Origin of the sequence: Yersinia sp. IP36721 (genome assembly GCF_003634395.1) — a bacterium.
GTDB classification, from domain to species: Bacteria; Pseudomonadota; Gammaproteobacteria; order Enterobacterales; family Enterobacteriaceae; genus Yersinia; species Yersinia entomophaga.
Genome location: NZ_QCZL01000004.1, coordinates 245,164 through 269,145, shown reverse-complemented (window position 1 = coordinate 269,145; position 23,982 = coordinate 245,164). Strand labels below are relative to the sequence as shown.

Sequence of the window (23,982 nt, the reverse complement as noted above, 5' to 3'; positions counted from 1 at the left end):
GAAAATGATGACAGGCAAATGCATTATTGTTATGGGCGTTGCAGGAACCGGTAAATCCTGCGTCGGTCAGGCGCTGGCCTTACGGCTGAATGCCAAATTCATCGATGGTGACGATTTACACCCACGCGCCAATATCCAGAAAATGGCCTCGGGCCAGCCGCTCAACGATCAGGATCGCGCTCCCTGGCTAGAACGTTTGAGTGACGTGGCTTACAGCCTGCAACAGAAAAATGAAACCGGTTTTTTAGTCTGTTCCTCTCTGAAAAAGCAGTATCGTGACCGACTACGCGCTGGCAATCAGGATATTCAATTTCTATGGTTAACCGGCGATTATTCGCTGGTGCTGGCCAGAATGCGGCAGCGCGCCGGACATTTTATGCCGGAAAGTCTATTACAGAGCCAGTTTGCCACTCTGGAAGCCCCAGGCGCCGCGGAGCGGGACATCATCAAGATTGATATCACCCCGCCGTTGGCTGGCGTCGTGCAAAACTGCATCACAGCATTAGAGTAGGCCGACACCGCCCACTGCCACGCCTGAATTTCACATTACTAAAAAAGAAGGCTTATTATGATATTGGATGAACTGAAGAGTGCCGCCAATAACCCGCTTTATCCGGCGGTTATTCGCCGCACGCTGACCCGCCTCTGCCAGATGGATTTAGCGGCTCTACCCGCTGGGGAATTGGATCTGGAAGGCCGCGAAATCTATCTCAATCACATTATCGGTCAGACTAAGCCCCTGGCTCAGCAACTGCCTGAATTGCACCGTTATTACATTGATTTGCATATTCTGCTGGAAGGAAGCGAAGTGATTGGGGCGGCGCCGGGTACGCAAGAGCAGCGCCCTACTATGGATTTTGATTGCGAGAAAGATTACGGCCTGTTCGAAGGTATCACGCAAGAAACCCTGCTGACGCTGACACCCGGCGATGTGGTGATGCTATTCCCAGGAGAACTTCACCGCCCGATGGGAACCTTAAGCGAACCGGCACCACTGCGTAAACTGGTGATCAAAGTCGCAAATCATTTACTGTAAATTCCAGCAAAAAGGGCGGATAGTCGCCCTTTTGTTTTAACTGCCCCGATGACCGACTTTTCAGCTTTCTGGCTCGATATCCATTGCCCTTGGCTGCTTGTCTTCATTCTTTAGTTTCTCTCTTTTCGCCGCCAGCCATAGCCCGCTGTTCTTCATGGCATAGCCAAATATCAATCCAATTAATAATGAGGCTGAAACTAGCTTCCAATCGCCGCCACCGGCAAAAGTCGCGCAGGCGCCGATAAAGGTTCCAGGTACAAAAGACAGCCATTGCTGGCAGGCCTGAATGCACATTAAAAATGCGACGACGCCGGTCAACAGGTAGCCAAGTATCGTCCACTCTGGCCGTAATGCGCTGCCCTGAATAATCATCATTGCCCAAAAGATGCCGCTAGCGCAGGTCAGCAAACTGATAATCAATCCTTTTATTCCACCCTGTGGGCAGGCGAAATAAGCGGTACAGCCCAAAAAACCCGCCCAACTGAGCAAACCCAAGGTGACAGCAACCCAGCCCCAAATGCCGGAAAGCACGCCGGTAGTGATAGCAATCATCAGGATAATGTTCATCAGGATTCACTCGCGATAAAGTTCGGTTCAATAAACGGGAGGTAGCAATGAGCGCATTTTACCCGAATCGGTGAATTTTATAGCGATTCAAATCACGCTTATTATGGTAACAATGCAATAAAATAAATCATATCGTGACTTGAATCACAAAACATCACTCATGAGCGAAGAACGCGGCGCGTTTTATCCCCCATGCCAGCAACAAACAAACCGGCGAACTCAGACAGAACAGAAGATTAGCTGCTGATAATAATCCGTGGCGATCTATCATCCATCCCAATGCAACGGGAACCCAGTTAGCGGTGTATGCGATCACATAAAATAACGACAGCAAGGGGGCATGGCTGGCTTTAGGTGAAATTAAATTCACCAACGCGGCACTGCCGACAAAGATGGCGCCAAAGGCGTAGCCGGTCACGACCATGCCGATGCCACCCAAAAGCAATGAATGAAAATACAACGCAGCGGCAAAGGTCATCACCGCAACCGCCTGAGCCAGACAGCCGGTATACAGGGAAATACGGCTAGGAATACTACGGCTGACCAACTGACAGATACCCGCAATCAGCAGATAGACCGCAATCACATAGCCAAATCCGCCTTGCCCCGGTAAATACAACAGTTGCTTTGCAATCGCCGGGCCGATAGCCAGAATACTGGCGGCAACCACCCAAGAGACAAACAGTGCACCGGCGCATAAGAAAAACCGCATTCCCGTAGCGGTGAGACCACTGAGTAAACCGCCGGCAGGTTTCACTGCACCACTGGCCCCGCAAGTTAGCTTTATGTTCTTATGCCGCAAGGCGCGTGTTTCCGGCCAGCCCAATGTGAGTCCTGCCGCTGCCAACGCGGCCATAGCAATAATCAAAATAAAAGGGAGCACCGTAGGATGAAAATGGGTTTGTAACGCTACACCACTAAATATCGGCCCCAAGGCCAACCCAGCGGTAAAAGAAAGCGTGGCAATTAACGCCGCCCGCTTGCCGCCATCCGGCGGACAAAAACGGATCAGCGCCAGGTTCGCCGCACCGGTTAGCGCGCCAGTGCCAATTCCAGCCAGCAATCGCGCCACAAACAGGCGACCAAAAGTATCAGCAATAGCAAACAGCCAGGCTCCAGCCAGTACCGTGACCAGAGCAGGCACAATCATCATTCGAAGGTCCCGAATCTTTCCCGCTAAATTCCCTACCGCCAATAGCGAAATCAATACGCCAGCGGCATAAGCGGCGTACACCATTGTCAAACTGACCGAATTGAGCCCCAGTTGCTGCTGATAGAGCGGGTAAAGCGGCGTTGGCGCGCTGCTATTCAGTAATGCCGCAGTCAGCGCCAACGCCAGAAAGCACAGCACCGGGAAATAACGGGCAGCAGGGGCAACTCCCACAGACATAAATGGCTCCTAAAACGATGAAACAACAAGGGAATACCTTGTCACAGACAACAAAAGAAGCTCTGGATTATACGCCTGCAAAATTGCATCAAAACAGACATAAATGCATCATCTTGATGCATTTATACATTAAACTTACAGGCATAAACGAACTGATACCGAAAGGAAAAGTTGATGAACTGGGATGACGCACGATTCTTTCTCGCCGTGGCGCGTGCCGGAACTCTGCGCCAGGCAGCACGTGAGCTACATGTCGATCAGGCTACCGTCGGGCGTAGAATTTCAGCGTTGGAACATGCCTTAAATTCAAAGCTATTTATTCGCACACCAAAACATTTCACTCTTAGCTTATTGGGTGAGCAGCTTCTAACCGATGCTGTTGCTATGGAAAGGGCGGCAGAGGCGATTAATCGTAAAGCGGCCAACGGCGACGACCGGTTACAGGGCACGGTTTCTCTTGTCACCACGGATACGCTGGCCGAAGTATTTGTTCTTCCCGCGTTGAAATTGCTACGTCAGCAGCATCCAGATATCAGTTATAGCGTCGCAACCAGCATTAACATCACCAATATGGCGCATCACGGCGCCGATCTGGCCATTCGCGGCGATAGACCTGAAAATAATGAGTTAATCATTAAGCGGCTGGCGACGATCAATATGGGTTTATATGCCGCCCATGAATATATTGCTGTGCGAGGCGTCCCTCGACCCGGCGAACACTTTCGCGGTCACGATCTCTTGCTGTTCCCTCAACAAGACGTTCCTCGCCACTGGCAAAGTTTATGCGGTGAAACGCTGGTTCAACCCAATGTCGTCTTGCAAAGCAACTCGCAAATATTACTGCGTTCCGCCACGCAAAAAGGGTTAGGCATTGCGCTGCTTTCCTGTTTTCTGGCGGATAACGATGAGGATCTGGTACGAATCTGGCCTGAACGGCAGGATCCCGTGGATATCTGGCTGGTTTTACATCCAGACGTACAACGGGCAGCACGCGTGCGTGCGGTGATCAATAGCCTCGAAAACACATTCCATTCTTTATCCGAAAAATAAAGATTGCTGATCAAATACGACCATATTCTGGCATAAGAATATTAATAAACATGATTTAACGTCATTTTATCTCGGCGGTACCTAGGTTTGGCCGCATCGGTTAGCGTGCCCTCTTCTGTCCTGAATCCTCTAGCAGAAAACTCCGTTCGAGGCAGGGCACCTGCCGTACACCCGCCAGCCAACTCTCTGAAACAGAAAAATTAAGAGACTGTTATTTCTCAGCCTTCGGCCATCGGGAAAACCCAATCAGGTTTTAATTTATCGACGAGATGTAGACATTCCCCCCAAAAAGCAAAACCCCTTGCCAGAAATTCGGCAAGGGGTTTTATCTCAGCATGTTAACCCACCGTTTGGCGGATTATTGCCGGACTCAGAACATCGGCTGAGCCATTTGTACCAGCGTAATCAACGGCTGCGGGTAGATACCGAGGAACAGTACCAGAATCGCAGAAATCAACACCACAACGCCACCGGCAGTTAAGGCCCAGTTGCTTGGAGTATCGCGCACCAGTTTCTCCGGTGGGCTGAGGAACAGGCTCACGGTGACGCGTAGGTAGTAATAAAGGCCAATGGCGCTCCCCAGTACTACAGCACCGGTCAGCCACCACAGGTTAGCGCTAACGCCCATCGCAATAACGAAGAACTTACCAATAAAGCCCAGCGTCATCGGGATACCGGCCAGAGACAGCATCATCACCGTCATTACCGCAGACAGAATCGGTTTATGCCAGAACAGACCGCGATAAGAGAACAGGGATTCCGCATCCGGCCCTTTATACGGGCTGGACATCAGGCTAACGACGCCGAAAGCGCCCAGACTGCTGAACAGGTAACCGGCCATGTAAACACCGACGGTTTCCAGCGCCAACTGATGAGTCTGCACCGCCACCAACGCAATCAGCAAGTAACCGAGGTGCGCAATGGAAGAGTAACCCAACAGACGTTTGATATTGCTCTGGCTGATCGCCATCAGGTTACCAAACAGAATAGAGGCAACGGCGATGATCGAGAGTACCAGACGAACCACTTCGCTGTCCGCCGCTGGAGCATACATAAACAGACGCATCACTACGGCGAAGATGGCGATCTTACTGGCAGTAGCCAAGAAGGTGGAAACCGGCGCAGGCGCCCCCTGATACACATCTGGCGTCCACAGCTGGAAAGGAACCAGCGACAGTTTGAAGCCCAGACCGACGATCATCATCCCCAAACCGGCCAGAATCAGCGGTTGATGGATAACAGAATCGCTCAGGCTTTTACCCAGACCGGCGAAGGACAGGCTACCGGATTCCGCATACAACAGCGCCATACCGAACAGTAGGAAGGACGATGCGGCCGCAGACAGCAACATATACTTAATACTGGCTTCCAGTGAACGCTTCTGGCGATAGGCATAGCCAATCAGACCAAACAGCGGCAGAGAAACCAGTTCGATACCCAGGAACAGCGAAGCCAAATGATTGGCACTGGCTAACAGAATGCCGCCCAAGGTGGCAATCAGCACCAGTAGGTAGAATTCTTCGCGGTTATCCGGATACCCTGCCAACCACGGATAGGCAAAGGTCGCCGTGGCCAGACTGGCGATAATCACCAGCCCGGTATAGAACATCGCGTAGCCGTCAACCCGCATCAGCGGCGTGACATCCATTGGCTCGACTTGCCCGACGAAATACAGAGACAGCAGCGCCAGGTTAAGCCCGATAACCGTCAGGGTGGCGTTCAGGAAATGATCGCGTCGCCACGCAATGGACAGCATCACAACCACCACCGTCAATCCGACGATCAACAGCGGTAGCATTGCGATCAGTTGTTGAGGAGTTATTGTCATGGCGAATTACGGCCTTGTTGTTATGTTTGGTGAAACTAGTGGTGATGAAGCGTTAAACCACTGCTGTACATTGCTCATCGCCGCATGAGAGGTATCCAGAATCGGTTGCGGGTAAAGGCCCAACAACACCAGTAATACCACCAGCAGCAACACGATCGACAGTTCTCGCAGGCTCATACCCGGCAAGGCTTCTTCCGATTTCGGCGCACCATAGTAAGCGCGCTGCATCATGATTAATGAATAAATCGACGCAAACACCAGCCCAAAGGTAGAGATGATAGTAATCACCGGTACGACCTGGAAGCTGCCAAACAAAATCATAAATTCGCCGACGAAATTACCGGTGCCAGGCATCCCCAGCGTCGCAACCGCGAAGAACAGGGAAAGCGCTGGTAGGTACTTAATCCGTCCCCACAGGCCGCCCATCTGACGCATATCGCGGGTATGCAGACGTTCGTATAATTGACCACAGATGATGAACATACCCGCGGCTGACAGGCCGTGGGCAATCATCTGAATCACTGCGCCCTGATAAGCCAACTGGCTGCCGGTGTAGATGGCAATCAATACAAAGCCCATGTGGGACACGCTGGTGTAAGCGATTAAACGTTTGATATCGGTCTGGCAGAACGCCATCCACGCACCGTAGAAGATACCAATAACACCCAGCCACATAGCGATAGGCGCAAACTCGTGGGAAGCATTCGGGAACAGCGGCAGGCTAAAGCGCAGCAAACCGTAAGCAGCGGTTTTCAACAGAATCCCGGCCAAATCCACCGAACCCGCGGTTGGAGCCTGACTGTGCGCATCCGGCAACCAGCCGTGCAGCGGCACCACCGGCATTTTCACCGCGAAAGCGATGAAGAAACCGAGCATCAACAGATATTCCACACCGTGGGACATCGGCGTTTTCAGTAGATTTTCATAGTTGAAAGTCCAGACGCCGGTGGCTTTGTAATGCACAAATACCAGACCCAGGATAGCAATCAACATGATCAGGCCGCTGGCCTGGGTATAAATGAAGAACTTGGTCGCGGCGGAGATACGCGTTTTACCGTCTGACGCTTTGTGACCCCACAAGGCAATCAGGAAGTACATCGGCACCAACATCATTTCCCAGAAGAAGAAGAACAGGAACATGTCGATGGCGAGGAACACGCCGATGACGCCACCCAGAATCCATAGCAGGTTCAGGTGGAAGAAACCCTGATAGCGCTGAATTTCACGCCACGAACAAAGAATCGCCAGTACGCCCAGCAGGCCGGTCAGCACCACCATCAGCAGTGACAGACCGTCCAGTGCCAAATGGAACTCAATGCCAAAGCGTGGAATCCACGGCAAGGAGAACTCCGACTGCCACTGCGGAATGCCCGCCGGATTAGTCAGTGAATAGCCGCCCTGCAACCACAGTTGCAGGGAAAGTACCAACGTCAGCCCCATCGCGATTAACGCTATCCAGCGCGGTACCTTGGTACCGAAGCGTTCAAACTGCCAGCACAGCAGACCGCCGATAAAGGGGATAAGAATTAGCCAAGGTAATAGCATGGCGTTTTGTGTCCCTAATTAAAGAGCCTATTCAGGCTTCTAAACGAAAAGCAACAGAGCCAGTATGACAACTGCACCCAGACCCATTGAGGCAACGTACCAACGCACCTGACCATTCTCACTGAACGTCAAACCGCGATTACCCAAGCGTGCAATCCATGCCGGCGTATTCATCAGTGAGTTCAGCGGATCGCGCTGTAGCAAGCGTGCAATCCACAGATAAGGTTTTACAAACAGGTTGTGATACAACCAATCGAAGCCCCATGCGTGGAACCACCAGACGGTGAAGAAACGGCCAATCGCGCTTTGCCCGATGCTGTTCACCCACTGACGTTTGCCCAGATACAGTGCCGCAGCCAGCAGAATGCCGATCACCACAATCACCCCGGAGAAGATCTCCAGCGGCATTTTGCCTTCTTCACCTAAATGAAGTTCTGGCAATACGCCCGCCAACGGTGGTGTGATCAACGCGCCGACAAAGGTAGACAGCACCAGCAGCACCAGCAATGGCAGGTTATGAGTCATACCTGTAACCGGATGGGCTTTGGTTTTTTCCTCGCCGTGGAACACGATAAAGATCATGCGGAAGGTATACAGCGCCGTCAGGAACGCCCCCACCAGACCGGCAACCATCAGGTTGATATGGCCGGTAGCCAGTGCGCCCCAGAGGATTTCGTCTTTACTGTAGAAGCCCGCGGTGACGATTGGCAATGCTGCCAGCGCCGCGCCGCCCACCAAGAAGCAGATATAAACCAGAGGGATTTTTTTACGCAGCCCCCCCATTTTGAAGATATTTTGCTCGTGGTGACAAGCCAGAATCACTGAACCGGAGGAGAGGAACAGCAAGGCTTTGAAGAAGGCGTGAGTCATCAGGTGGAAAATGGCTGCATCCCACGCCTGAACGCCCAGCGCCAGGAACATGTAACCGATCTGGCTCATGGTCGAATAAGCCAGAACCCGTTTGATGTCGGTTTGCACCAGCGCCGCAAAGCCCGCCAGTACCAGCGTAACCGCACCGATAATTCCCACCAGATGCAGAACGTCCGGCGCCATCAGGAACAGACCGTGAGTACGAGCAATCAGATACACACCGGCGGTAACCATGGTCGCCGCATGGATCAGCGCGGAAACCGGCGTCGGGCCTGCCATCGCATCGGCCAGCCAGGTTTGCAACGGCAACTGCGCCGATTTACCTACTGCACCGCCCAATAGCATCAAGGTCGCCCAGGTAATGGCGGTGGAGCCCATTTCCAACTGCTGCGGTGCCAGTACCATCAGTTCGCGAATATTCAGCGTACCCAATTCGTTGTAGAGGATGAACAGCGCAAAAGCCAAGAATACGTCACCTACGCGAGTCACGATAAAGGCTTTCATGGCCGCCGCGCCATTCGCCGGATTGGTGTAGTAGAAACCGATCAGCAGGTAACTGCACAGACCCACGCCTTCCCAGCCGAGATACATCAGCAGCAGGTTATCCGCCAATACCAAGACCACCATACTGGCGATAAACAGGTTGGTATAAGCGAAGAAGCGGGAATAGCCTTCTTCCCCACGCATATACCAAGAGGCATACATATGGATGAAGAAGCCCACGCCGGTCACTACCGACAGCATGGTCAGCGACAGGCCGTCCAGCGTCAGGGTCAATGGAATACTGAAGTCGCCAACGGACATCCAGTTCCACAGGGTTTGGTTAAACACCTGAACGCCCGTGGCTTTCTGGCTGAGGAAATCAACCGCAACGTAAGCGGTAACCAGCGCAGCCAGACCAATGGAGCCGACTCCGACGGTGGCGGAAGTATTTTCCGACCAGCGACCGCGGGAGAATGCCAACAGCAGAAAACCAAGCAGTGGCAGCAGAATTGTTAAATATAATAGGTTCATCCGCGCATCTCACTGACTGTATCAATATCCAGAGTATGACGGCGACGATACAGCTGAAGCAGCAATGCCAGGCCAATACTGGCCTCCGCCGCTGCCAGCGTAATCGCCAGGATATACATCACCTGTCCGTCAGCCTGACCCCAATAACTGCCCGCGACCACAAAGGCCAACGCCGCCGCGTTGATCATCACTTCCAAACTGATCAACATAAACAGTAGGTTGCGGCGTATCAGCAACCCAGACAGCCCTAGCACAAACAGAATGGCCGCCAGAATAAGGCCATGTTGTAGAGGGATCATGCTTGTTCCTCCGTTTTTCTTTTCGCTGAATCGCCGCTGCTCAGCACATCACCGGGTTTATGTTCCCGGCCAATGTGGAACGCAACAACCAGACCCGCCAGCAACAGCATTGAAGCCAGCTCAACCGCCAATACGTACGGACCAAACAGGCTGATACCTACGGCTTTTGCGTCAACCATCTCGCCGCTGATACCCTGATCGGATACGCTGCTGATGGCATAAATCAGTACCGATAACAGCACCAGCGCCAGCAAACCGGGGCCAATCCAGACGCTCGGTTTCAGCCAAGCACGTTCTTGCGCATCGACGTTGCCCAGGTTCAGCATCATCACCACGAAGACGAACAGCACCATAATGGCACCGGCGTACACGATGATCTCCAACGCACCGGCGAAATACGCGCCCAGTGAGAAGAACACAGCGGAAATCGCCAGTAGAGAGATAATCAGGTACAACAAGGCGTGTACCGGGTTGGTATGGGTAATGACGCGAATTGTCGCCACTACCGCTACCAATGCTGCTATATAAAATGCAAATTCCATGATCAACGGCTCCTTTAAGGCATCAGACCTTTAACGTCGATCGGTTTGGCTTCATTTTCGGCTTCGCCTTTCTGCTTGCCGTCAATCGCCATACCGGCCATCCGGTAGAAGTTATATTCCGGATATTTACCCGGACCCGAGATCAACAAATCTTCTTTTTCGTAGACCAAATCCTGCCGTTTAAACTCACCCATTTCGAAATCCGGCGTGAGCTGGATAGCGGTCGTTGGGCAAGCTTCTTCACACAGGCCGCAGAAAATGCAGCGGGAGAAGTTGATACGGAAGAATTCCGGATACCAGCGACCATCTTTCTGCTCAGCTTTTTGCAGAGAGATACAGCCCACCGGGCAAGCCACGGCGCACAGATTACAGGCTACGCAGCGCTCTTCGCCGTCCGGATCGCGGGTTAGCACGATACGGCCACGGTAGCGCGGCGGCAGGTAAACCGGCTCTTCCGGATACATTTGGGTTTCACGCTTGTGGAAGGCATGAAGGCCAATCATCCACAGGCTGCGCACTTGGGTGCCGAAACCAACCACTAACTCTTTCAACGTCATGGTTCATTCACCCCTTATTGAGCGTTGTACAAAATGACCGCGGCAGTCGCCAGCAGATTCAGCAGAGTCAACGGCAGGCAAATTTTCCAGCCGAATGACATCACTTGGTCATAACGTGGGCGCGGCAAAGATGCACGGATCAGAATGAACATCACCATGAAGAAAGCCGTTTTCAGCGCAAACCAGATAAATGGCGGCAGGAACGGGCCTTGCCAGCCACCGAAGAACAAGGTGACTATCAGTGCAGAGACGGTCACGATACCGATGTATTCGCCAACGAAGAACAAACCGAACTTCATACCGGAATATTCAATGTGGTAACCATCGGCCAGCTCTTGTTCCGCTTCCGGTTGGTCAAAGGGATGACGGTGACAAACCGCAACGCCCGCAATGGCAAAGGTCACGAAGCCAAAGAACTGCGGGATAACGTTCCAGACGTGTTCCTGAGAGTTAACAATATCCTGCATATTGAACGAGCCTGCCTGCGCTACCACGCCCATCAGCGATAAGCCGAGGAACACTTCGTAGCTCAGGGTTTGTGCTGACGCACGCATCGCCCCTAACAGAGAATATTTGTTATTACTGGACCAGCCGGCGAACAGTACCGCGTACACCGCCAGACCGGCCATCATCAGGAAAAACAGAATGCCGATGTTGAGGTCCGCAACTGCCCAGGTCGGACTGACCGGGACGATAGCGAAAGACAGTAGCAACGAGGTAAAGGCGATAACCGGTGCCAGAGTAAAAATTACCCGGTCTGCGAAGCGCGGTACCCAGTCTTCTTTGAAGAACATTTTGATCATGTCGGCCACCAGCTGCAGTGAGCCGCCCCAACCGACACGGTTTGGTCCGTATCGGTTCTGGAACAGACCCAGCAGGCGGCGCTCGCCGAAGCTCATAAACGCGCCGCAGGTGACAACCACCAACAGAATCACTACCGCTTTCAGGACGGAGATCAGGATCTCGATCAATTCAGGGGTAAACCAGCTCATAGCACCGCCTCCCGCAGGTTCTCAACGCGGGTACCCACCAATATAGGTGGAATGCCCGGTAAGCCAAGCGGCAAGCCGACCTGACCCTGAGCCAAAGTTTCACTCAAACGCACCGGCAGACGCAGCGTCTGACCAGAACAGTTGAACTCGACCAACATACCGAGGTTAACCCCCAGTTGCGCTGCGTCGGATGGATTGACCATCACATAAGGCGCTGGCATACGCTGTTGAATCACCGCTGAACGCTGAGACATTTCTTCGCTACCGAACAGATGGTAGTAAGGTGCCACACGCCAGCCGTCGGCATTTGCCGCAAAGGCTGCCGGTACGCCGGTGAAGTAAGCCAGGCTGCCCTCCCCAGCTTCGATCAGGCGCACGCCCGGATCGCCAAAGCGCAGTTTTCCACCCACTTCAGCCTGGAATTTATTCCACGCCTGCGGTGAGTTCCAACCTGGCGCCCAGGCAAACGGAATTTGCTGACGATCGGCCAATGGACTGTTGTTCCCTTCCATTGAGAAGGCAAACGGCGTATCGATGTCTTGCGGTTGACGCGGTTCGTGCACGCTGATGTTGGCGCGCATCGCAGTACGGCCACTGTAACGGTGCGGTGAACGCGCCAGTTTCTGACCGCGGATACGGAAAGTCGCGTCTGGCGCAGCTTCCACGATACCCTGCAACTGCGGCAATGCTTTGACACAGGCCTGAATCACGTGATCCAGCTGAGTCCAGTCTACGTGGCGGCTAGTGTAGGTCGAATGTAGAGAATGCAGCCAACGCCAGCTTTCCAACATCACCACGTTTTCGTCGTAGTAGCTTGGATCGTAAACCTGGAAGAAACGCTGCGCGCGACCTTCCTGATTCACCAGCGTACCATCGCTTTCAGCAAAGCTGGCCGCAGACAGAATCAAACTGGCTTTATCCATAATAGTGGTGCGCTGATGATCCAACACGATCAGGTTTTCCGCTTTGGCTAACGCCGCGTCAACCTGATCCGCCGCCGCATGACGATAAAGATCGTTTTCCATCACGATTGCGGTATCAGCTTCGCCGCTGGCTAACTGAGCCAACGCCTGATCCAGCGAACCGCCGCCGACCATCGCCAGCCCCATGCTATTAGCTGCTGCCGCGACGAAGGTAATGCCTACGTCAGATCCTCGGCCTTTCAGCGCCTTGGCGATGTTGGCTGCCGCTTCGATGATTGCATCGCTACCCGCGCTGCTACCGGTAATAATCAGCGGTTTTCTCGCGCCGGCCAATGCCTGCACGATGATATCCACTTTACCTTTCAGATCTTTTGACAGGTCTTCCACTGCCGGCGCGGACTCGTCCAGCGCGTGGGCAATAGCAAAGCCCAAACGTGCCTGATCGTCCACTGGCGCACGGTAGTTCCAGGCAGCGATATCATCCATACGGGTGTTATCAACGTTAGTGATAAACAGCGGATGTTTGGCATGCTGGCCAATGTTCATGATCGCGGCGATTTGCCAATCGGCAACTTTTTGCGCAGCGGCCATTTCACGGGCTTTGCCTTTCACAGCCTGACGCACAGACAGCGCAATGCGCGCGCCGGTTTGGGTCAAATCTTCACCCAGAACCAGTACCGCATCATAGCTTTCAATTTCACGCAGCGCCGGAGTGTGGATGCCGCCCTCAGTCAGCACTTTCAGCATCAATTGCAGACGCTGTTGCTCGCCCGCGGCGATGCCGGTGTAATAGTTTTCTGCCCCCACCAGTTCACGCAGCGCAAAGTTGCTTTCCAGACTGGCGCGAGGGGAACCGATACCGATGGTTTTCTTCGCCTGACGCAGGATATCTGCCGCCCCCTGCATGGCCTGTTCGGCGTTGAGAGCGATCCAATCGTTGCCACGGCGTTGCTGCGGCTGACGCGGACGATCTTTCAGGTTGACGTAGCCATAACCAAAGCGGCCACGGTCACACATAAAGTAGTGGTTTACGCTGCCGTTATAGCGGTTTTCGATACGACGCAGTTCGCCATAGCGCTCGCCTGGGCTGGTGTTACAACCGACGCTGCACTGCTGGCAGATGCTTGGGGCAAACTGCATATCCCACTTCCGGTTATAACGCTCGGAGTGGGTTTTATCGGTGAATACGCCGGTCGGGCAAACTTCTACCAGATTACCGGAGAACTCACTTTCTAAGGTGCCGCTTTCGGTACGACCGAAATATACGTTGTCATGCGCGCCATATACGCCGAAATCAGTGCCGTCTGCATAGTCTTTGTAGTAACGCACACAGCGGTAACAGGCGATACAGCGGTTCATTTCGTGGGAAATGAACGGGCCGAGATCCTGATTCTGATGAGTACGTTTACTGAAACGGTACTTACGGAAGCTGTGGCCGGTCATCACCGTCATATCTTGCAGGTGACAGTTACCGCCTTCTTCACAGACCGGACAATCGTGTGGATGGTTAGTCATTAACCATTCAACCACGCTTTCGCGGAACTGCTTTGCTTCGCCGTCATCGATGGAAATAAAGGTGCCATCGGTGGCCGGGGTCATACAGGACATAACCAAACGCCCACGGGTGTCATCGGCGTTTTGGTATTGCTTTACCGCACATTGGCGGCAAGCGCCGACGCTTCCCAGCGCCGGATGCCAGCAAAAATAAGGAATATCGAGTCCCAGGGAGAGACAGGCTTGTAACAGGTTGTCGGCCCCGTTTACATCATATTCTTTGCCGTCTACATGAATCGTAGCCATATCAGCATGCTTCCAAGTGGCTTGCGTCAGAACACATTCAAGGTCTGTTGCGCTCGGTGATACTTCGTCAAAAATCAGCCCGAAATGCTCTTTCTTACTGATTTCTGCCTCGTTTGACCGTCGCTCACGACGACCTTGAAACCGTTCTTTTTACAAGCGTTAATCAAAAAATTCTGACCCTTGCTGCTTATAACTGTTTGCTACTTATAACGATTTATAGATAGCAAGGGCATCAGTGCTACCAGCGCGCTTTTAACAGGTTAGGCTGAATACCGGCTATGGCTCGGGTATTGCCATAGTCCTTAGTCGCGATCCCGGCTTCAAATTCGTCCCGGAAATATTTAATCGCGCTTTGTAGTGGTTCAACCGCGCCCGGCGCGTGAGCACAGAAGGTTTTACCCGGCCCTAAGAAGCGGCAAAGCTGTTCCAGCGTTTCGATGTCACCCGGTTGGCCTTCGCCACGTTCCAGCGCACGCAGAATTTTGACACTCCACGGCAGACCGTCACGGCACGGAGTACACCAGCCGCATGACTCACGGGCAAAGAACTCTTCCAGATTACGTACCAGCGAAACCATACCGATTTCGTGATCCACCGCCATTGCCAACGCCGTACCTAAACGACTGCCCGCTTTGCCGATGTTTTCGAAATCCATAGGCAGATCCAAATGATCGGCGGTCAGGAAGTCGGTACCCGCACCGCCCGGTTGCCAGGCTTTGAATTTCAAACCGTCACGCATACCACCGGCGTAATCTTCCAAAATTTCACGAGCAGAAATACCAAACGGCAGTTCCCATAGGCCCGGATTTTTCACCCGACCAGAGAAGCCCATCAGCTTGGTACCCGCATCGTTACTTTTGCCAGCGGTGATTCCCTGATACCAATCCACGCCGTGCTCCAAAATTGCCGGCACGTTACACAGGGTTTCCACATTGTTGACGCAGGTCGGTTTGCCCCACACGCCGGAAGACGCAGGGAAAGGCGGCTTGGAACGTGGGTTAGCGCGGCGGCCTTCCAGTGAGTTAATCAGCGCGGTTTCTTCCCCGCAGATATAACGACCGGCACCGGTATGGACAATCAGCTCAAAATCGAAACCGCTGCCCATAATATTTTTGCCCAGCAAACCGGCTTCGGTCGCTTCGGCAATAGCGCGACGCAAATGCACCGCCGCTTCGATGTATTCACCACGCAGGAAGATGTAGCCCCGGTAGGCTTTCAGCGCGAAGGCGCTGATCAGCATCCCTTCCACCAGCAGATGAGGCAATTGCTCCATCAGCAGACGGTCTTTATAGGTGCCCGGCTCCATTTCATCGGCGTTACACAGCAGGTAACGGATGTTCATGCTTTCGTCTTTCGGCATCAGGCTCCACTTTAAACCGGTGGAGAAACCTGCGCCGCCGCGCCCTTTCAGACCCGCATCTTTGACCAGATTGACGACGTCCGGCGGAGCCATGCCTTTTAAGGCTTTTTCTGCTCCGACATAGCCATTTTTGCTGCGGTACTCATCAAGCCATACCGGCTGTTTGTCATCACGCAAACGCCAGGTCAGCGGATGCATTTCCGGGGTACGGATAATTTCACGAGTAAAACCTGAAGGATTTGTCATGGATATTGCTCCAGTAACTTTTCAATTTCTTCAGGCTTCAGGTAGCTGTGAGTATCGTCGTCGATCATCATCGTCGGACCACGGTCACAGTTACCCAAGCAGCAAGTTGGCAGCAGCGTGAAACGACCATCAAAAGTGGTCTGACCCGGCTTGATGCTGAGCTTTTTCTCGATAGCCGCCTGAATGCCCTGATAACCGGTAATGTGGCAAACCACGCTGTCACAGTAACGAATCACATGGCGACCAACTGGCTGGCGGAAAATCTGGCTGTAGAAAGTGGCTACGCCTTCAACGTCGGAAGCCGGAATACCCAGCACCTCAGCAATAGCGTGAATCGCACCGTCTGGCACCCAACCGCGTTTTTTCTGTACGATTTTCAGCGCTTCAATCGACGCGGCACGAGCATCTTCGTAATGATGCTTTTCATGCTCGATGGCATCGCGTTCTTCCGCGCTCAATTCAAAGGCTTCTTGTGCGGTGGCCGGCTGTTCAGCGACAGAGCGCTCAACGGCAGTAGACTGCGCTGCATCGACAGCCAGGTTCACCACATCAAGTTGATCTTTATGATCCTGGGTCTCTTTTTGATCACTCATAATTAGCGGTCCACATCAGACATTACAAAATCGATACTGCCCAGATAGACGATCAGGTCAGATACCAGGCTGCCACGGATTACCGATGGGATCTGCTGCAAATGGGCATAGCTCGGGGTACGTATCCGGGTGCGATAGCTCATGGTGCTGCCGTCACTGGTCAGATAGTAACTGTTGATCCCTTTGGTCGCTTCAATCATCTGGAATGACTCGTTAGCTGGCATCACCGGGCCCCACGAAACTTGCAGGAAGTGAGTAATCAGCGTTTCGATATGTTGAAGCGTACGTTCTTTCGGCGGCGGCGTAGTCAGCGGATGGTCAGCTTTGAATGGACCTTCTGGCATGTTTTTATAACATTGCTCCAGAATTCGCAGGCTTTGACGCAGTTCTTCCACTTTCAGCATTACGCGGTCATAGCAGTCACCGTTATTACCGATTGGCACTTCGAATTCGAAGTTTTCATAACCGGAATACGGGCGCCATTTACGCACATCAAAATCGATACCGGTGGCACGCAGGCCAGCACCAGTGACGCCCCAATCCAACGCTTCTTTGGAATTGTAGGCAGCAACGCCAATTGAACGTCCTTTCAGGATACTGTTCTGCAAAGCAGCTTTGACGTAGGAATCCAGACGTTTGGGCATCCAGTCAAGGAAATCGCGCAGCAAACGCTCCCAGCCGCGTGGCAGATCGTGAGCCACGCCACCAATACGGAACCAGGCTGGATGCATACGGAAGCCGGTAATCGCCTCAATCACATCGTAGACTTTCTGACGGTCGGTAAAGGCGAAGAACACCGGGGTCATCGCACCCACGTCCTGGATAAAGGTACTGATGTACAGCAGATGGCTGTTGATGCGGAACAGTTCAGACAGCATCACGCGGATGGTATCAACCTTCTCCGGCACTTTAATCCCGGCCAGTTTTTCAACGGCCAGCACATACGGCATTTCGTTTACACAGCCACCGAGATACTCGATACGGTCAGTGTAAGGAATGTAGCTATGCCAGGATTGACGCTCGCCCATCTTTTCCGCGCCGCGGTGGTGATAACCCACGTCTGGCACGCAATCGACAATTTCTTCGCCATCCAGCTGCAATACAATGCGGAAAGCACCATGAGAAGACGGATGGTTAGGACCGAGGTTAAGAAACATGAAGTCCTCATTTTCGGTTCCACGCTTCATACCCCAATCTTCTGGTTTGAAGGTGAGAGACTCCATCTCCATATCTTCTTTCTGCTTGGTCAGCACGAAGGGATCGAATTCCGTGGCGCGAGCAGGGTAGTCTTTACGCAGCGGATGACCTTCCCAGCTTTGCGGCATCATAATGCGCGTCAAATGCGGGTGGCCATCAAAGGTAATACCGAACATTTCCCACGTTTCCCGCTCATACCAGTTGGCATTCGGGAAAATCTTGGTTGCTGTGGACACGTGCATGTCTTTTTCAGACAGTGCCACTTTCAGCATAATGTCGCGGTTACGCTCAATAGAAAGCAAATGATAGAAAACAGAGAAATCCGCATCAGGCAAACCTTGGCGGTGAGTACGCAACCGCTCATCCACCCCATGCAGATCGAACAGCATAACGTAAGGCTTAGGCTGTTTTCTTAAAAACGACATTACTTCCAGCAATTGTTCACGCTTCACCCAGACTACCGGCATGCCGGTACGGGTCGCCTGAACAACAAAGGCCTCTGGCCCAAAACGGTTCGACAACTCACCTATTACCGGATCATCGAGATGATCGCGGGTTTGCCATGCGGGCTGGGCGCTGTCGGTCGTTGTATGATCTGTCATAATTTTTTTTCACCACAACTTTTTTGATCACTACCGGGGTCATTTCGTGGTCAGTGCGCCGCGAATTTAGCTGTCGTACCTAGATTGACTGTCAAATCGACAGAATCAAATCTCGTCAGGAGTACGCAGGTTAGTGACCGCAATACGCTCAGCGTGTTTACGCTCGCGTTCTGGCTGCATATTGGCGCGATAAACGCCCTGATCGCCGACAACCCAGGAAAGTGGGCGGCGTTCTTTACCAATGGATTCCTGCAACAGTAACAGCGCTTGCATATAAGCTTCAGGACGCGGTGGGCAACCTGGGATATACACATCCACCGGCAGGAATTTATCTACGCCCTGCACCACGGAGTAAATGTCATACATGCCGCCGGAGTTGGCGCAGGCACCCATTGAGATAACCCATTTCGGTTCAAGCATCTGTTCGTACAAACGCTGAATAACCGGAGCCATCTTGGTGAAGCAGGTTCCTGCAACCACCATGAAGTCAGCCTGACGCGGTGAGGCGCGCAATACTTCAGCCCCGAAACGCGCCACGTCATGCACAGCGGTAAACGAGGTCACCATTTCTACGTAACAGCAAGAAAGACCGAAGTTATACGGCCAAAGTGAGTTTTTACGTCCCCAGTTCACCATGTCATGCATCGCGTGCTCAAGTTTACCCATGTACACGCTACGATGGATGTCTTGCTCGAGCGGATCGCCGCTGATGGTTTCCTGTGTTTGTAGGGGATAACGGTCATTTTCACCGTTGGGGTCTATGCGGGTTAGCGTATAGTCCATGTTAATGCCTCGCTGTATTTATTGGCGCAAATCGGGCGGAATACCTTTGGAATTTGTGACCGTGCTCGGTTTGCTCACGCGGCGGTTCGACCGCCCAGGAGTCCAATCCAGAGCACCGATGCGCACCAGATAAACCAAACCAGCCAGCAGCACCAAAATGAAAATGGTGGCTTCGATGAAACCTATCCAGCCGCTTTCGCGAATGGAAATCGACCAGGCATACAGGTACAAGGCTTCAACGTCGAAAATAACGAAGAACATGGCGACCAGATAGAACTTGGCCGACAGGCGCATACGCGCAGAGCCAACCGAGTCGATACCGGACTCATAGGGTACGTTTTTGGCACGGGCCCGAGCTCTCCCACCCAGGAAGAACGCACCTAGCAGCATGAAACCGCACAGCCCGATAGCGCCAATGAGGAATACAGCGAACGCCCAGTGATGAGCGATAACTTCAGTGGTTGTTGACATACTCATTGCTTACTCATCAAAAGTGGCGTCGAACGTTCTGCTCTTGTGTCGGCAGTTGTGCACCACATCGATTCAAGGGAAGGATAATAACCACACAAAGACACTGTCTTTACAACTATTTAGCCAGTGTTTTACTGTGGGCTTTTTACTCCTTTCAATAACCTTTTGTCAACTTTGACAAAAGTAACTACACATTAATTTACAAACGCACGATCTTGCTTAACATTTGGTGCGACCTCGAAAGCTAAATCGAGTCAGTCATTTGTTGAGTTCTATCATGCACATATAAAGCAACGTGGATCTTTCGTTTTTACTATACCATTGTCGCAGGAATAACCTGTTCTTCCACTCACTAGCTAGGGGTATTTTTTTGATCCAGAACACGTTTTGAGTGTTATTAGGCAGTTTCTTAACAAATAAAAAGCTGTTATTGAAACTAAAAATAGTGAAACATCGTTTTGAGTCAATTGAAGACGTGTTAACGAAAAGAAAAAAAATACTGCGGGGAGCTATATGGATATCAGTCTAGACTGCAGCCTGACTGTCTTGGGCTATACCCCAAAATAAGTGTGGGAAACGCGCCTTTAGTCACGAAATATCAACAAAACGGTAATAAATAGGTTTTTACTGTCTTAGAAACGAAAAATCCCCTGTTTAAACAGGGGATTAACGAAACACTAGATGTTAAATAATTCTTATTAATTATCGATATACAATTCGGAACCCTGGGATGGTTCTGTTCCGGTCAGCAATGAAGGCTGATAACCATTTTGCAAGGCACTAAAAATCGCCAATGCTAACTCATTTTCACATGCATCATCTTTGCACAGCGCATAATGGGTTTCAGGCAACCGAGGTAATCCTTCTGTTTCGCCTAATACCCGCAGGTCCGGACTCATCATTTCGATAGGTCTGGCGGTCACACCTAACCCTGCCCTCACCGCCGCCCTAATGGCCGAAAGCGAAGAAGCAACGTAGGCAATGCGCCACGGAATACCAGCCTGTGTCAGATGCTCTATTGCCATGTCACGAAATGGACTTGGCTCATTCATCACCACCAGCGGAATGGCCTCTCCAGGGACAAACTGATAGTCCGCAGAGCAATACCACAGCGTTGGGGAGGTTCTCAACATCAGATGGGGAAGACTTTCAACTGCTGCCGTGGTGATCGCTAAATCAACTTCACCACTGCTCAGCATCTCAGCAATTTCCGGCCCACGCTTGACCCGCACATCTATGGCTAAACGCGGATACAACGTTGCCACCCGATTCAAAAGAAAAGGGAGCAGCGTATCAGCGGTATCATCAGATGCACCAATGGTCAGCACGCCTTCTACATTGCTGTACATTAAAGAAGTGCAAGCTTCATCGTTAAAACGCAAAATTTTTCTGGCATAGCCAAGTAACTGGAGACCATGTTCAGTAAGTAACTTGTTGCGCCCATGGCGGGCAAACAACTCTTTACCAACCAACTGTTCTAACCGTTGCATCTGTTGGCTAACGGCTGATTGCGTTCGACATACTGCGGCAGCAGCGGCGGCGAAAGTATTCAGGTCAGCAACAGCGACAAAGGTTCTAAGCAGATCGAGGTCGAGATTAATTATCGGACGATTTGCATTTGTCATAGTGTATTCTTCACTTTTTTGAATTCTAATTACAAACTACCCTGGTGTTTAACTAACAACATTATCAAATGAGACAATGTTAAGTATGACAGTACCCCACTCATTAGAGTAGGGCAAAAAAATAACTTATATTTCGTTATCTTTATCTCTTTTTCAAAAACATCTTTTCCCAACCAGTCATCCAATTATATGAATAGCGTCACAAAAAACCGCTAAATCTTCGATAAATGAAGATTTTTTATGCTGGGGAACGCCATTTCTTGCCGCTAAATTTAATGCTTCTAATGTACTGTTTTTAATTAAATTCACCTTAATGGCCGCTTATTTTATATATAAAAAAACAACTTATCACCGAGATGGTGGTTTATCTTTTCAAAAAGATTTAACTAATGATTTTCTACTAAAGTGCGAGAATGAATCCCTTACATTAAATGTTCTTAATAGTTTTCCTATTTATAGTTTTTAGCTTCCCTGCCATTTTTAGACTGGCATCTACAATATGTATGATAAAAACATGAATATTTAGCTATCAACTTATTATATAAAAGAAATTGGCCAATATTTTATTGTAAAAATAGTAAGGGAACGCGTTAAGTTGATAAGTATTGCTGGATGAATATTATGCGTTACCGGTTGCTTTATCGCCGAAACACGTCATTTCGATCAGAAAATAGACAGCAAACACTTCATTTTATCTAATCATTAAGATTTTTATGATGAATGAAACAGGAAAAATGATAAGTCAGTTACCCTCGATAAACATTTGCAGTAAAGCGATGTATAGAACTTCAAAAATGTGCGGCAGCGGAGTACATTGAACACCTTGCCGTGTTCCAGGAACAGGACACGCTTTTACCAGTGAAAAGGCTCTGTTTTATGTCCCCCATTGAAAAATCCAGCAAACTGGACAACGTCTGTTACGACATTCGTGGCCCGGTGCTAAAAGAAGCTAAGCGTCTTGAAGAAGAAGGTAATAAGGTTCTGAAACTGAACATCGGCAATCCTGCCCCGTTTGGTTTCGACGCACCGGATGAAATTCTGGTAGACGTCATTCGTAACCTGCCCACGGCGCAAGGCTATTGCGACTCCAAAGGCCTATACTCAGCGCGCAAAGCCATCATGCAGCACTATCAGGCGCGGGATATGCGCGATCTGACGGTGGAGGACATTTACATCGGCAACGGCGTTTCCGAGCTGATTGTGCAATCCATGCAAGCCTTGCTAAATATTGGCGACGAAATGCTGGTACCGGCGCCGGATTACCCGCTGTGGACCGCGGCTGTTTCCCTGTCCAGCGGTAAAGCCGTGCACTATATGTGTGATGAGGAATCTGACTGGTTCCCCGATCTGGATGATATTCGTAGCAAAATCACTCCGCGCACTCGCGGCATTGTGATTATCAACCCGAACAACCCAACCGGCGCGGTATACAGCAAAGAGCTGTTGCTGGAGATTGTTGAGATTGCCCGCCAGAATGATTTGATCATTTTTGCCGATGAAATCTATGACAAAATTTTGTATGACGATGCGCAGCACCATTCGATTGCTGCATTAGCACCGGATTTGCTGACCGTGACCTTTAACGGTTTGTCCAAGACTTACCGCGTAGCCGGTTTCCGTCAGGGCTGGATGGTGCTTAACGGGCCGAAGAAGCACGCTAAAGGTTATATTGAAGGCCTAGAAATGCTGGCTTCGATGCGTTTATGTGCCAACGTGCCGATGCAGCACGCCATTCAGACAGCTCTGGGAGGTTATCAGAGCATCAGTGAGTTTATTCAGCCCGGCGGTCGTTTGTATGAACAGCGGGATCGCGCCTGGGAATTGATCAATCAGATCCCTGGGGTTTCCTGTGTGAAGCCTCGCGGTGCGCTGTATATGTTCCCGCGTATCGACGCCAAGCGTTTCAATCTGAAAGACGATCAGAAGCTAGTGCTGGATTTGCTGTTGCAAGAAAAAGTGTTACTGGTACAAGGCAGTGCCTTCAACTGGCCGTACCCGGATCACGTGCGCATCGTGACCTTACCGCGCGTAGATGAGTTAGAAATGGCGGTCGGGAAGCTAGGCCGGTTCCTAGAGACATACCATCAGTAATTGATTTGGGGGGACTACGCGCCCCCCCATTCTCCACGTCTTAACACTCCGCACCTCCGTACCTATCGCCTTCTCACGGCGTCGGTTCTCTTGCTCATCGCTTCGGCTGGCGGAATGCCGCAACTCGCTCTTCATTAGGCAGATCACATGTGCTGTGAAAGGGCCAGCTTGGGGTCAAAAACCCTATCAAGGGTGAAAGGCAAATAGCGATTCATAAAAATGGTTTTGATTTTAATAAGGCGCAATCAGGACGTGGGCCGGCAGCTGTTCAAAGCGCGCCTTGAGCCGCAGAGGCAGGAAGCATGGCATCCTGATAACGCCCGCAGCTGAATCTAGCGCTGGCTCGCCGGACGAAAAGTGTACGAGGAAAATTCGCAGAACCCCACTTTCGCACCAAGTACAGAGCTGGGGCGACTGTCAACCCTGCTCGCAAGCCTCCACGACGAGTGAGGGAAAAACCGAACAATAAGGCTTTCAAACCTGATCCGATACGAATTATCAGAAAGCTACGGCATAGCTCGAGACATTTTATCGCCGTCTCCGCGAGTGGGGAGCAACTGAACCGTCAGGCTTTCAAAACCCAACCCAGGTTATCTGGTCA

General features: G+C 51.5%; 20 protein-coding genes. 4 read left to right on the top strand and 16 right to left on the bottom strand.

The genetic code is table 11. The features are described from left to right. Positions 1-7 precede the first annotated feature (7 nt). A complete protein-coding gene (locus DBA33_RS06375) occupies positions 8-511 on the top strand; it encodes a gluconokinase (protein WP_120805903.1) in 504 nt (167 codons plus the stop codon). A 57-nt stretch (positions 512-568) separates the two neighbouring features. Further along, on the top strand, positions 569-1,036 hold the full coding sequence (locus tag DBA33_RS06370; protein ID WP_120805901.1) for a YhcH/YjgK/YiaL family protein: 468 nt from the start codon (positions 569-571) through the stop codon (positions 1,034-1,036). Positions 1,037-1,096: 60 nt separating this feature from the next. On the opposite strand, the gene DBA33_RS06365 is transcribed toward DBA33_RS06370, so the two are convergent. After that, complete coding sequence (locus tag DBA33_RS06365; RefSeq protein WP_120805899.1) at positions 1,097-1,603, bottom strand: DUF1097 domain-containing protein; 507 nt, start codon at positions 1,601-1,603, stop codon at positions 1,097-1,099. A 154-nt stretch (positions 1,604-1,757) separates the two neighbouring features. After that, positions 1,758-2,993 (bottom strand): MFS transporter, encoded by a 1,236-nt coding sequence (locus tag DBA33_RS06360; RefSeq protein ID WP_064517245.1) that lies wholly within the window; start codon positions 2,991-2,993, stop codon positions 1,758-1,760. A 171-nt stretch (positions 2,994-3,164) separates the two neighbouring features. Here DBA33_RS06360 and DBA33_RS06350 point away from each other — a divergent pair, with 171 nt between their 5' ends. Continuing rightward, complete coding sequence (locus DBA33_RS06350) at positions 3,165-4,043, top strand: LysR family transcriptional regulator (protein ID WP_064517239.1); 879 nt, start codon at positions 3,165-3,167, stop codon at positions 4,041-4,043. Between the two features lie 370 nt (positions 4,044-4,413). Here DBA33_RS06350 and nuoN read toward each other — a convergent pair whose 3' ends face one another. The 14 genes from nuoN to rovM form a co-directional block, all read right to left on the bottom strand. After that, positions 4,414-5,871 carry an NADH-quinone oxidoreductase subunit NuoN gene (gene nuoN, locus DBA33_RS06345; RefSeq protein WP_049597039.1) on the bottom strand — a complete coding sequence of 486 codons (1,458 nt, stop codon included), beginning with the start codon at positions 5,869-5,871 and terminating at the stop codon, positions 4,414-4,416. A gap of 6 nt (positions 5,872-5,877) precedes the next feature. Beyond that, on the bottom strand, positions 5,878-7,416 hold the full coding sequence (nuoM, locus tag DBA33_RS06340) for an NADH-quinone oxidoreductase subunit M (RefSeq protein WP_064517235.1): 1,539 nt from the start codon (positions 7,414-7,416) through the stop codon (positions 5,878-5,880). A gap of 39 nt (positions 7,417-7,455) precedes the next feature. Further along, entirely contained in the window at positions 7,456-9,300 is a 1,845-nt protein-coding gene (gene nuoL / locus DBA33_RS06335) for an NADH-quinone oxidoreductase subunit L (protein WP_064517232.1), read from the bottom strand. Beyond that, complete coding sequence (nuoK, locus tag DBA33_RS06330; protein WP_038244227.1) at positions 9,297-9,599, bottom strand: NADH-quinone oxidoreductase subunit NuoK; 303 nt, start codon at positions 9,597-9,599, stop codon at positions 9,297-9,299. The genes nuoL and nuoK overlap by 4 nt, the downstream gene beginning before the upstream one ends. Further along, entirely contained in the window at positions 9,596-10,141 is a 546-nt protein-coding gene (nuoJ, locus tag DBA33_RS06325) for an NADH-quinone oxidoreductase subunit J (RefSeq protein WP_049597036.1), read from the bottom strand. Before nuoJ ends, nuoK begins: the two co-directional genes overlap by 4 nt. A 14-nt stretch (positions 10,142-10,155) precedes the next feature. Continuing rightward, a complete protein-coding gene (gene nuoI / locus DBA33_RS06320) occupies positions 10,156-10,698 on the bottom strand; it encodes an NADH-quinone oxidoreductase subunit NuoI (protein WP_049597035.1) in 543 nt (180 codons plus the stop codon). Between the two features lie 14 nt (positions 10,699-10,712). After that, the gene (gene nuoH, locus DBA33_RS06315; RefSeq protein WP_064517229.1) at positions 10,713-11,690 is read right to left on the bottom strand and encodes an NADH-quinone oxidoreductase subunit NuoH; all 978 of its coding nucleotides are present in this window, start codon (positions 11,688-11,690) and stop codon (positions 10,713-10,715) included. Continuing rightward, positions 11,687-14,413 carry an NADH-quinone oxidoreductase subunit NuoG gene (nuoG, locus tag DBA33_RS06310; RefSeq protein ID WP_120805893.1) on the bottom strand — a complete coding sequence of 909 codons (2,727 nt, stop codon included), beginning with the start codon at positions 14,411-14,413 and terminating at the stop codon, positions 11,687-11,689. Before nuoG ends, nuoH begins: the two co-directional genes overlap by 4 nt. Positions 14,414-14,651: 238 nt before the next feature. Further along, the gene (gene nuoF, locus DBA33_RS06305) at positions 14,652-16,019 is read right to left on the bottom strand and encodes an NADH-quinone oxidoreductase subunit NuoF (protein ID WP_064517223.1); all 1,368 of its coding nucleotides are present in this window, start codon (positions 16,017-16,019) and stop codon (positions 14,652-14,654) included. Continuing rightward, complete coding sequence (gene nuoE, locus DBA33_RS06300; RefSeq protein WP_235600984.1) at positions 16,016-16,612, bottom strand: NADH-quinone oxidoreductase subunit NuoE; 597 nt, start codon at positions 16,610-16,612, stop codon at positions 16,016-16,018. Before nuoE ends, nuoF begins: the two co-directional genes overlap by 4 nt. Positions 16,613-16,614: 2 nt before the next feature. After that, entirely contained in the window at positions 16,615-18,411 is a 1,797-nt protein-coding gene (gene nuoC / locus DBA33_RS06295) for an NADH-quinone oxidoreductase subunit C/D (protein ID WP_064517220.1), read from the bottom strand. A 105-nt stretch (positions 18,412-18,516) separates the two neighbouring features. Next, a complete protein-coding gene (locus tag DBA33_RS06290; RefSeq protein ID WP_049597030.1) occupies positions 18,517-19,194 on the bottom strand; it encodes an NADH-quinone oxidoreductase subunit B in 678 nt (225 codons plus the stop codon). Between the two features lie 18 nt (positions 19,195-19,212). Then, positions 19,213-19,671, bottom strand: coding sequence for an NADH-quinone oxidoreductase subunit NuoA (nuoA, locus tag DBA33_RS06285; protein WP_049597029.1), 459 nt, complete (start codon positions 19,669-19,671; stop codon positions 19,213-19,215). Between the two features lie 692 nt (positions 19,672-20,363). Beyond that, the gene (gene rovM / locus DBA33_RS06280; protein ID WP_049597028.1) at positions 20,364-21,290 is read right to left on the bottom strand and encodes a virulence transcriptional regulator RovM; all 927 of its coding nucleotides are present in this window, start codon (positions 21,288-21,290) and stop codon (positions 20,364-20,366) included. A gap of 876 nt (positions 21,291-22,166) precedes the next feature. Between rovM and DBA33_RS06275 the strand changes: the two genes are divergently transcribed. Beyond that, a complete protein-coding gene (locus DBA33_RS06275; RefSeq protein ID WP_049597027.1) occupies positions 22,167-23,381 on the top strand; it encodes a pyridoxal phosphate-dependent aminotransferase in 1,215 nt (404 codons plus the stop codon). Positions 23,382-23,982: the final 601 nt, after the last annotated feature.

Excerpts from the sequence above, each read along its gene's own strand:
- DBA33_RS06375 (WP_120805903.1), top strand. The coding sequence starts at position 8 with ATGACAGGCAAATGCATTATTGTTATGGGCGTTGCAGGAACCGGTAAA.
- DBA33_RS06370 (WP_120805901.1), top strand. The coding sequence starts at position 569 with ATGATATTGGATGAACTGAAGAGTGCCGCCAATAACCCGCTTTATCCG.
- DBA33_RS06365 (WP_120805899.1), bottom strand. The coding sequence starts at position 1,603 with ATGAACATTATCCTGATGATTGCTATCACTACCGGCGTGCTTTCCGGC.
- DBA33_RS06360 (WP_064517245.1), bottom strand. The coding sequence starts at position 2,993 with ATGTCTGTGGGAGTTGCCCCTGCTGCCCGTTATTTCCCGGTGCTGTGC.
- nuoN (WP_049597039.1), bottom strand. The coding sequence starts at position 5,871 with ATGACAATAACTCCTCAACAACTGATCGCAATGCTACCGCTGTTGATC.
- nuoM (WP_064517235.1), bottom strand. The coding sequence starts at position 7,416 with ATGCTATTACCTTGGCTAATTCTTATCCCCTTTATCGGCGGTCTGCTG.
- nuoL (WP_064517232.1), bottom strand. The coding sequence starts at position 9,300 with ATGAACCTATTATATTTAACAATTCTGCTGCCACTGCTTGGTTTTCTG.
- nuoK (WP_038244227.1), bottom strand. The coding sequence starts at position 9,599 with ATGATCCCTCTACAACATGGCCTTATTCTGGCGGCCATTCTGTTTGTG.
- nuoJ (WP_049597036.1), bottom strand. The coding sequence starts at position 10,141 with ATGGAATTTGCATTTTATATAGCAGCATTGGTAGCGGTAGTGGCGACA.
- nuoI (WP_049597035.1), bottom strand. The coding sequence starts at position 10,698 with ATGACGTTGAAAGAGTTAGTGGTTGGTTTCGGCACCCAAGTGCGCAGC.
- nuoH (WP_064517229.1), bottom strand. The coding sequence starts at position 11,690 with ATGAGCTGGTTTACCCCTGAATTGATCGAGATCCTGATCTCCGTCCTG.
- nuoG (WP_120805893.1), bottom strand. The coding sequence starts at position 14,413 with ATGGCTACGATTCATGTAGACGGCAAAGAATATGATGTAAACGGGGCC.
- nuoF (WP_064517223.1), bottom strand. The coding sequence starts at position 16,019 with ATGACAAATCCTTCAGGTTTTACTCGTGAAATTATCCGTACCCCGGAA.
- nuoE (WP_235600984.1), bottom strand. The coding sequence starts at position 16,612 with ATGAGTGATCAAAAAGAGACCCAGGATCATAAAGATCAACTTGATGTG.
- nuoC (WP_064517220.1), bottom strand. The coding sequence starts at position 18,411 with ATGACAGATCATACAACGACCGACAGCGCCCAGCCCGCATGGCAAACC.
- DBA33_RS06290 (WP_049597030.1), bottom strand. The coding sequence starts at position 19,194 with ATGGACTATACGCTAACCCGCATAGACCCCAACGGTGAAAATGACCGT.
- nuoA (WP_049597029.1), bottom strand. The coding sequence starts at position 19,671 with ATGAGTATGTCAACAACCACTGAAGTTATCGCTCATCACTGGGCGTTC.
- rovM (WP_049597028.1), bottom strand. The coding sequence starts at position 21,290 with ATGACAAATGCAAATCGTCCGATAATTAATCTCGACCTCGATCTGCTT.
- DBA33_RS06275 (WP_049597027.1), top strand. The coding sequence starts at position 22,167 with ATGTCCCCCATTGAAAAATCCAGCAAACTGGACAACGTCTGTTACGAC.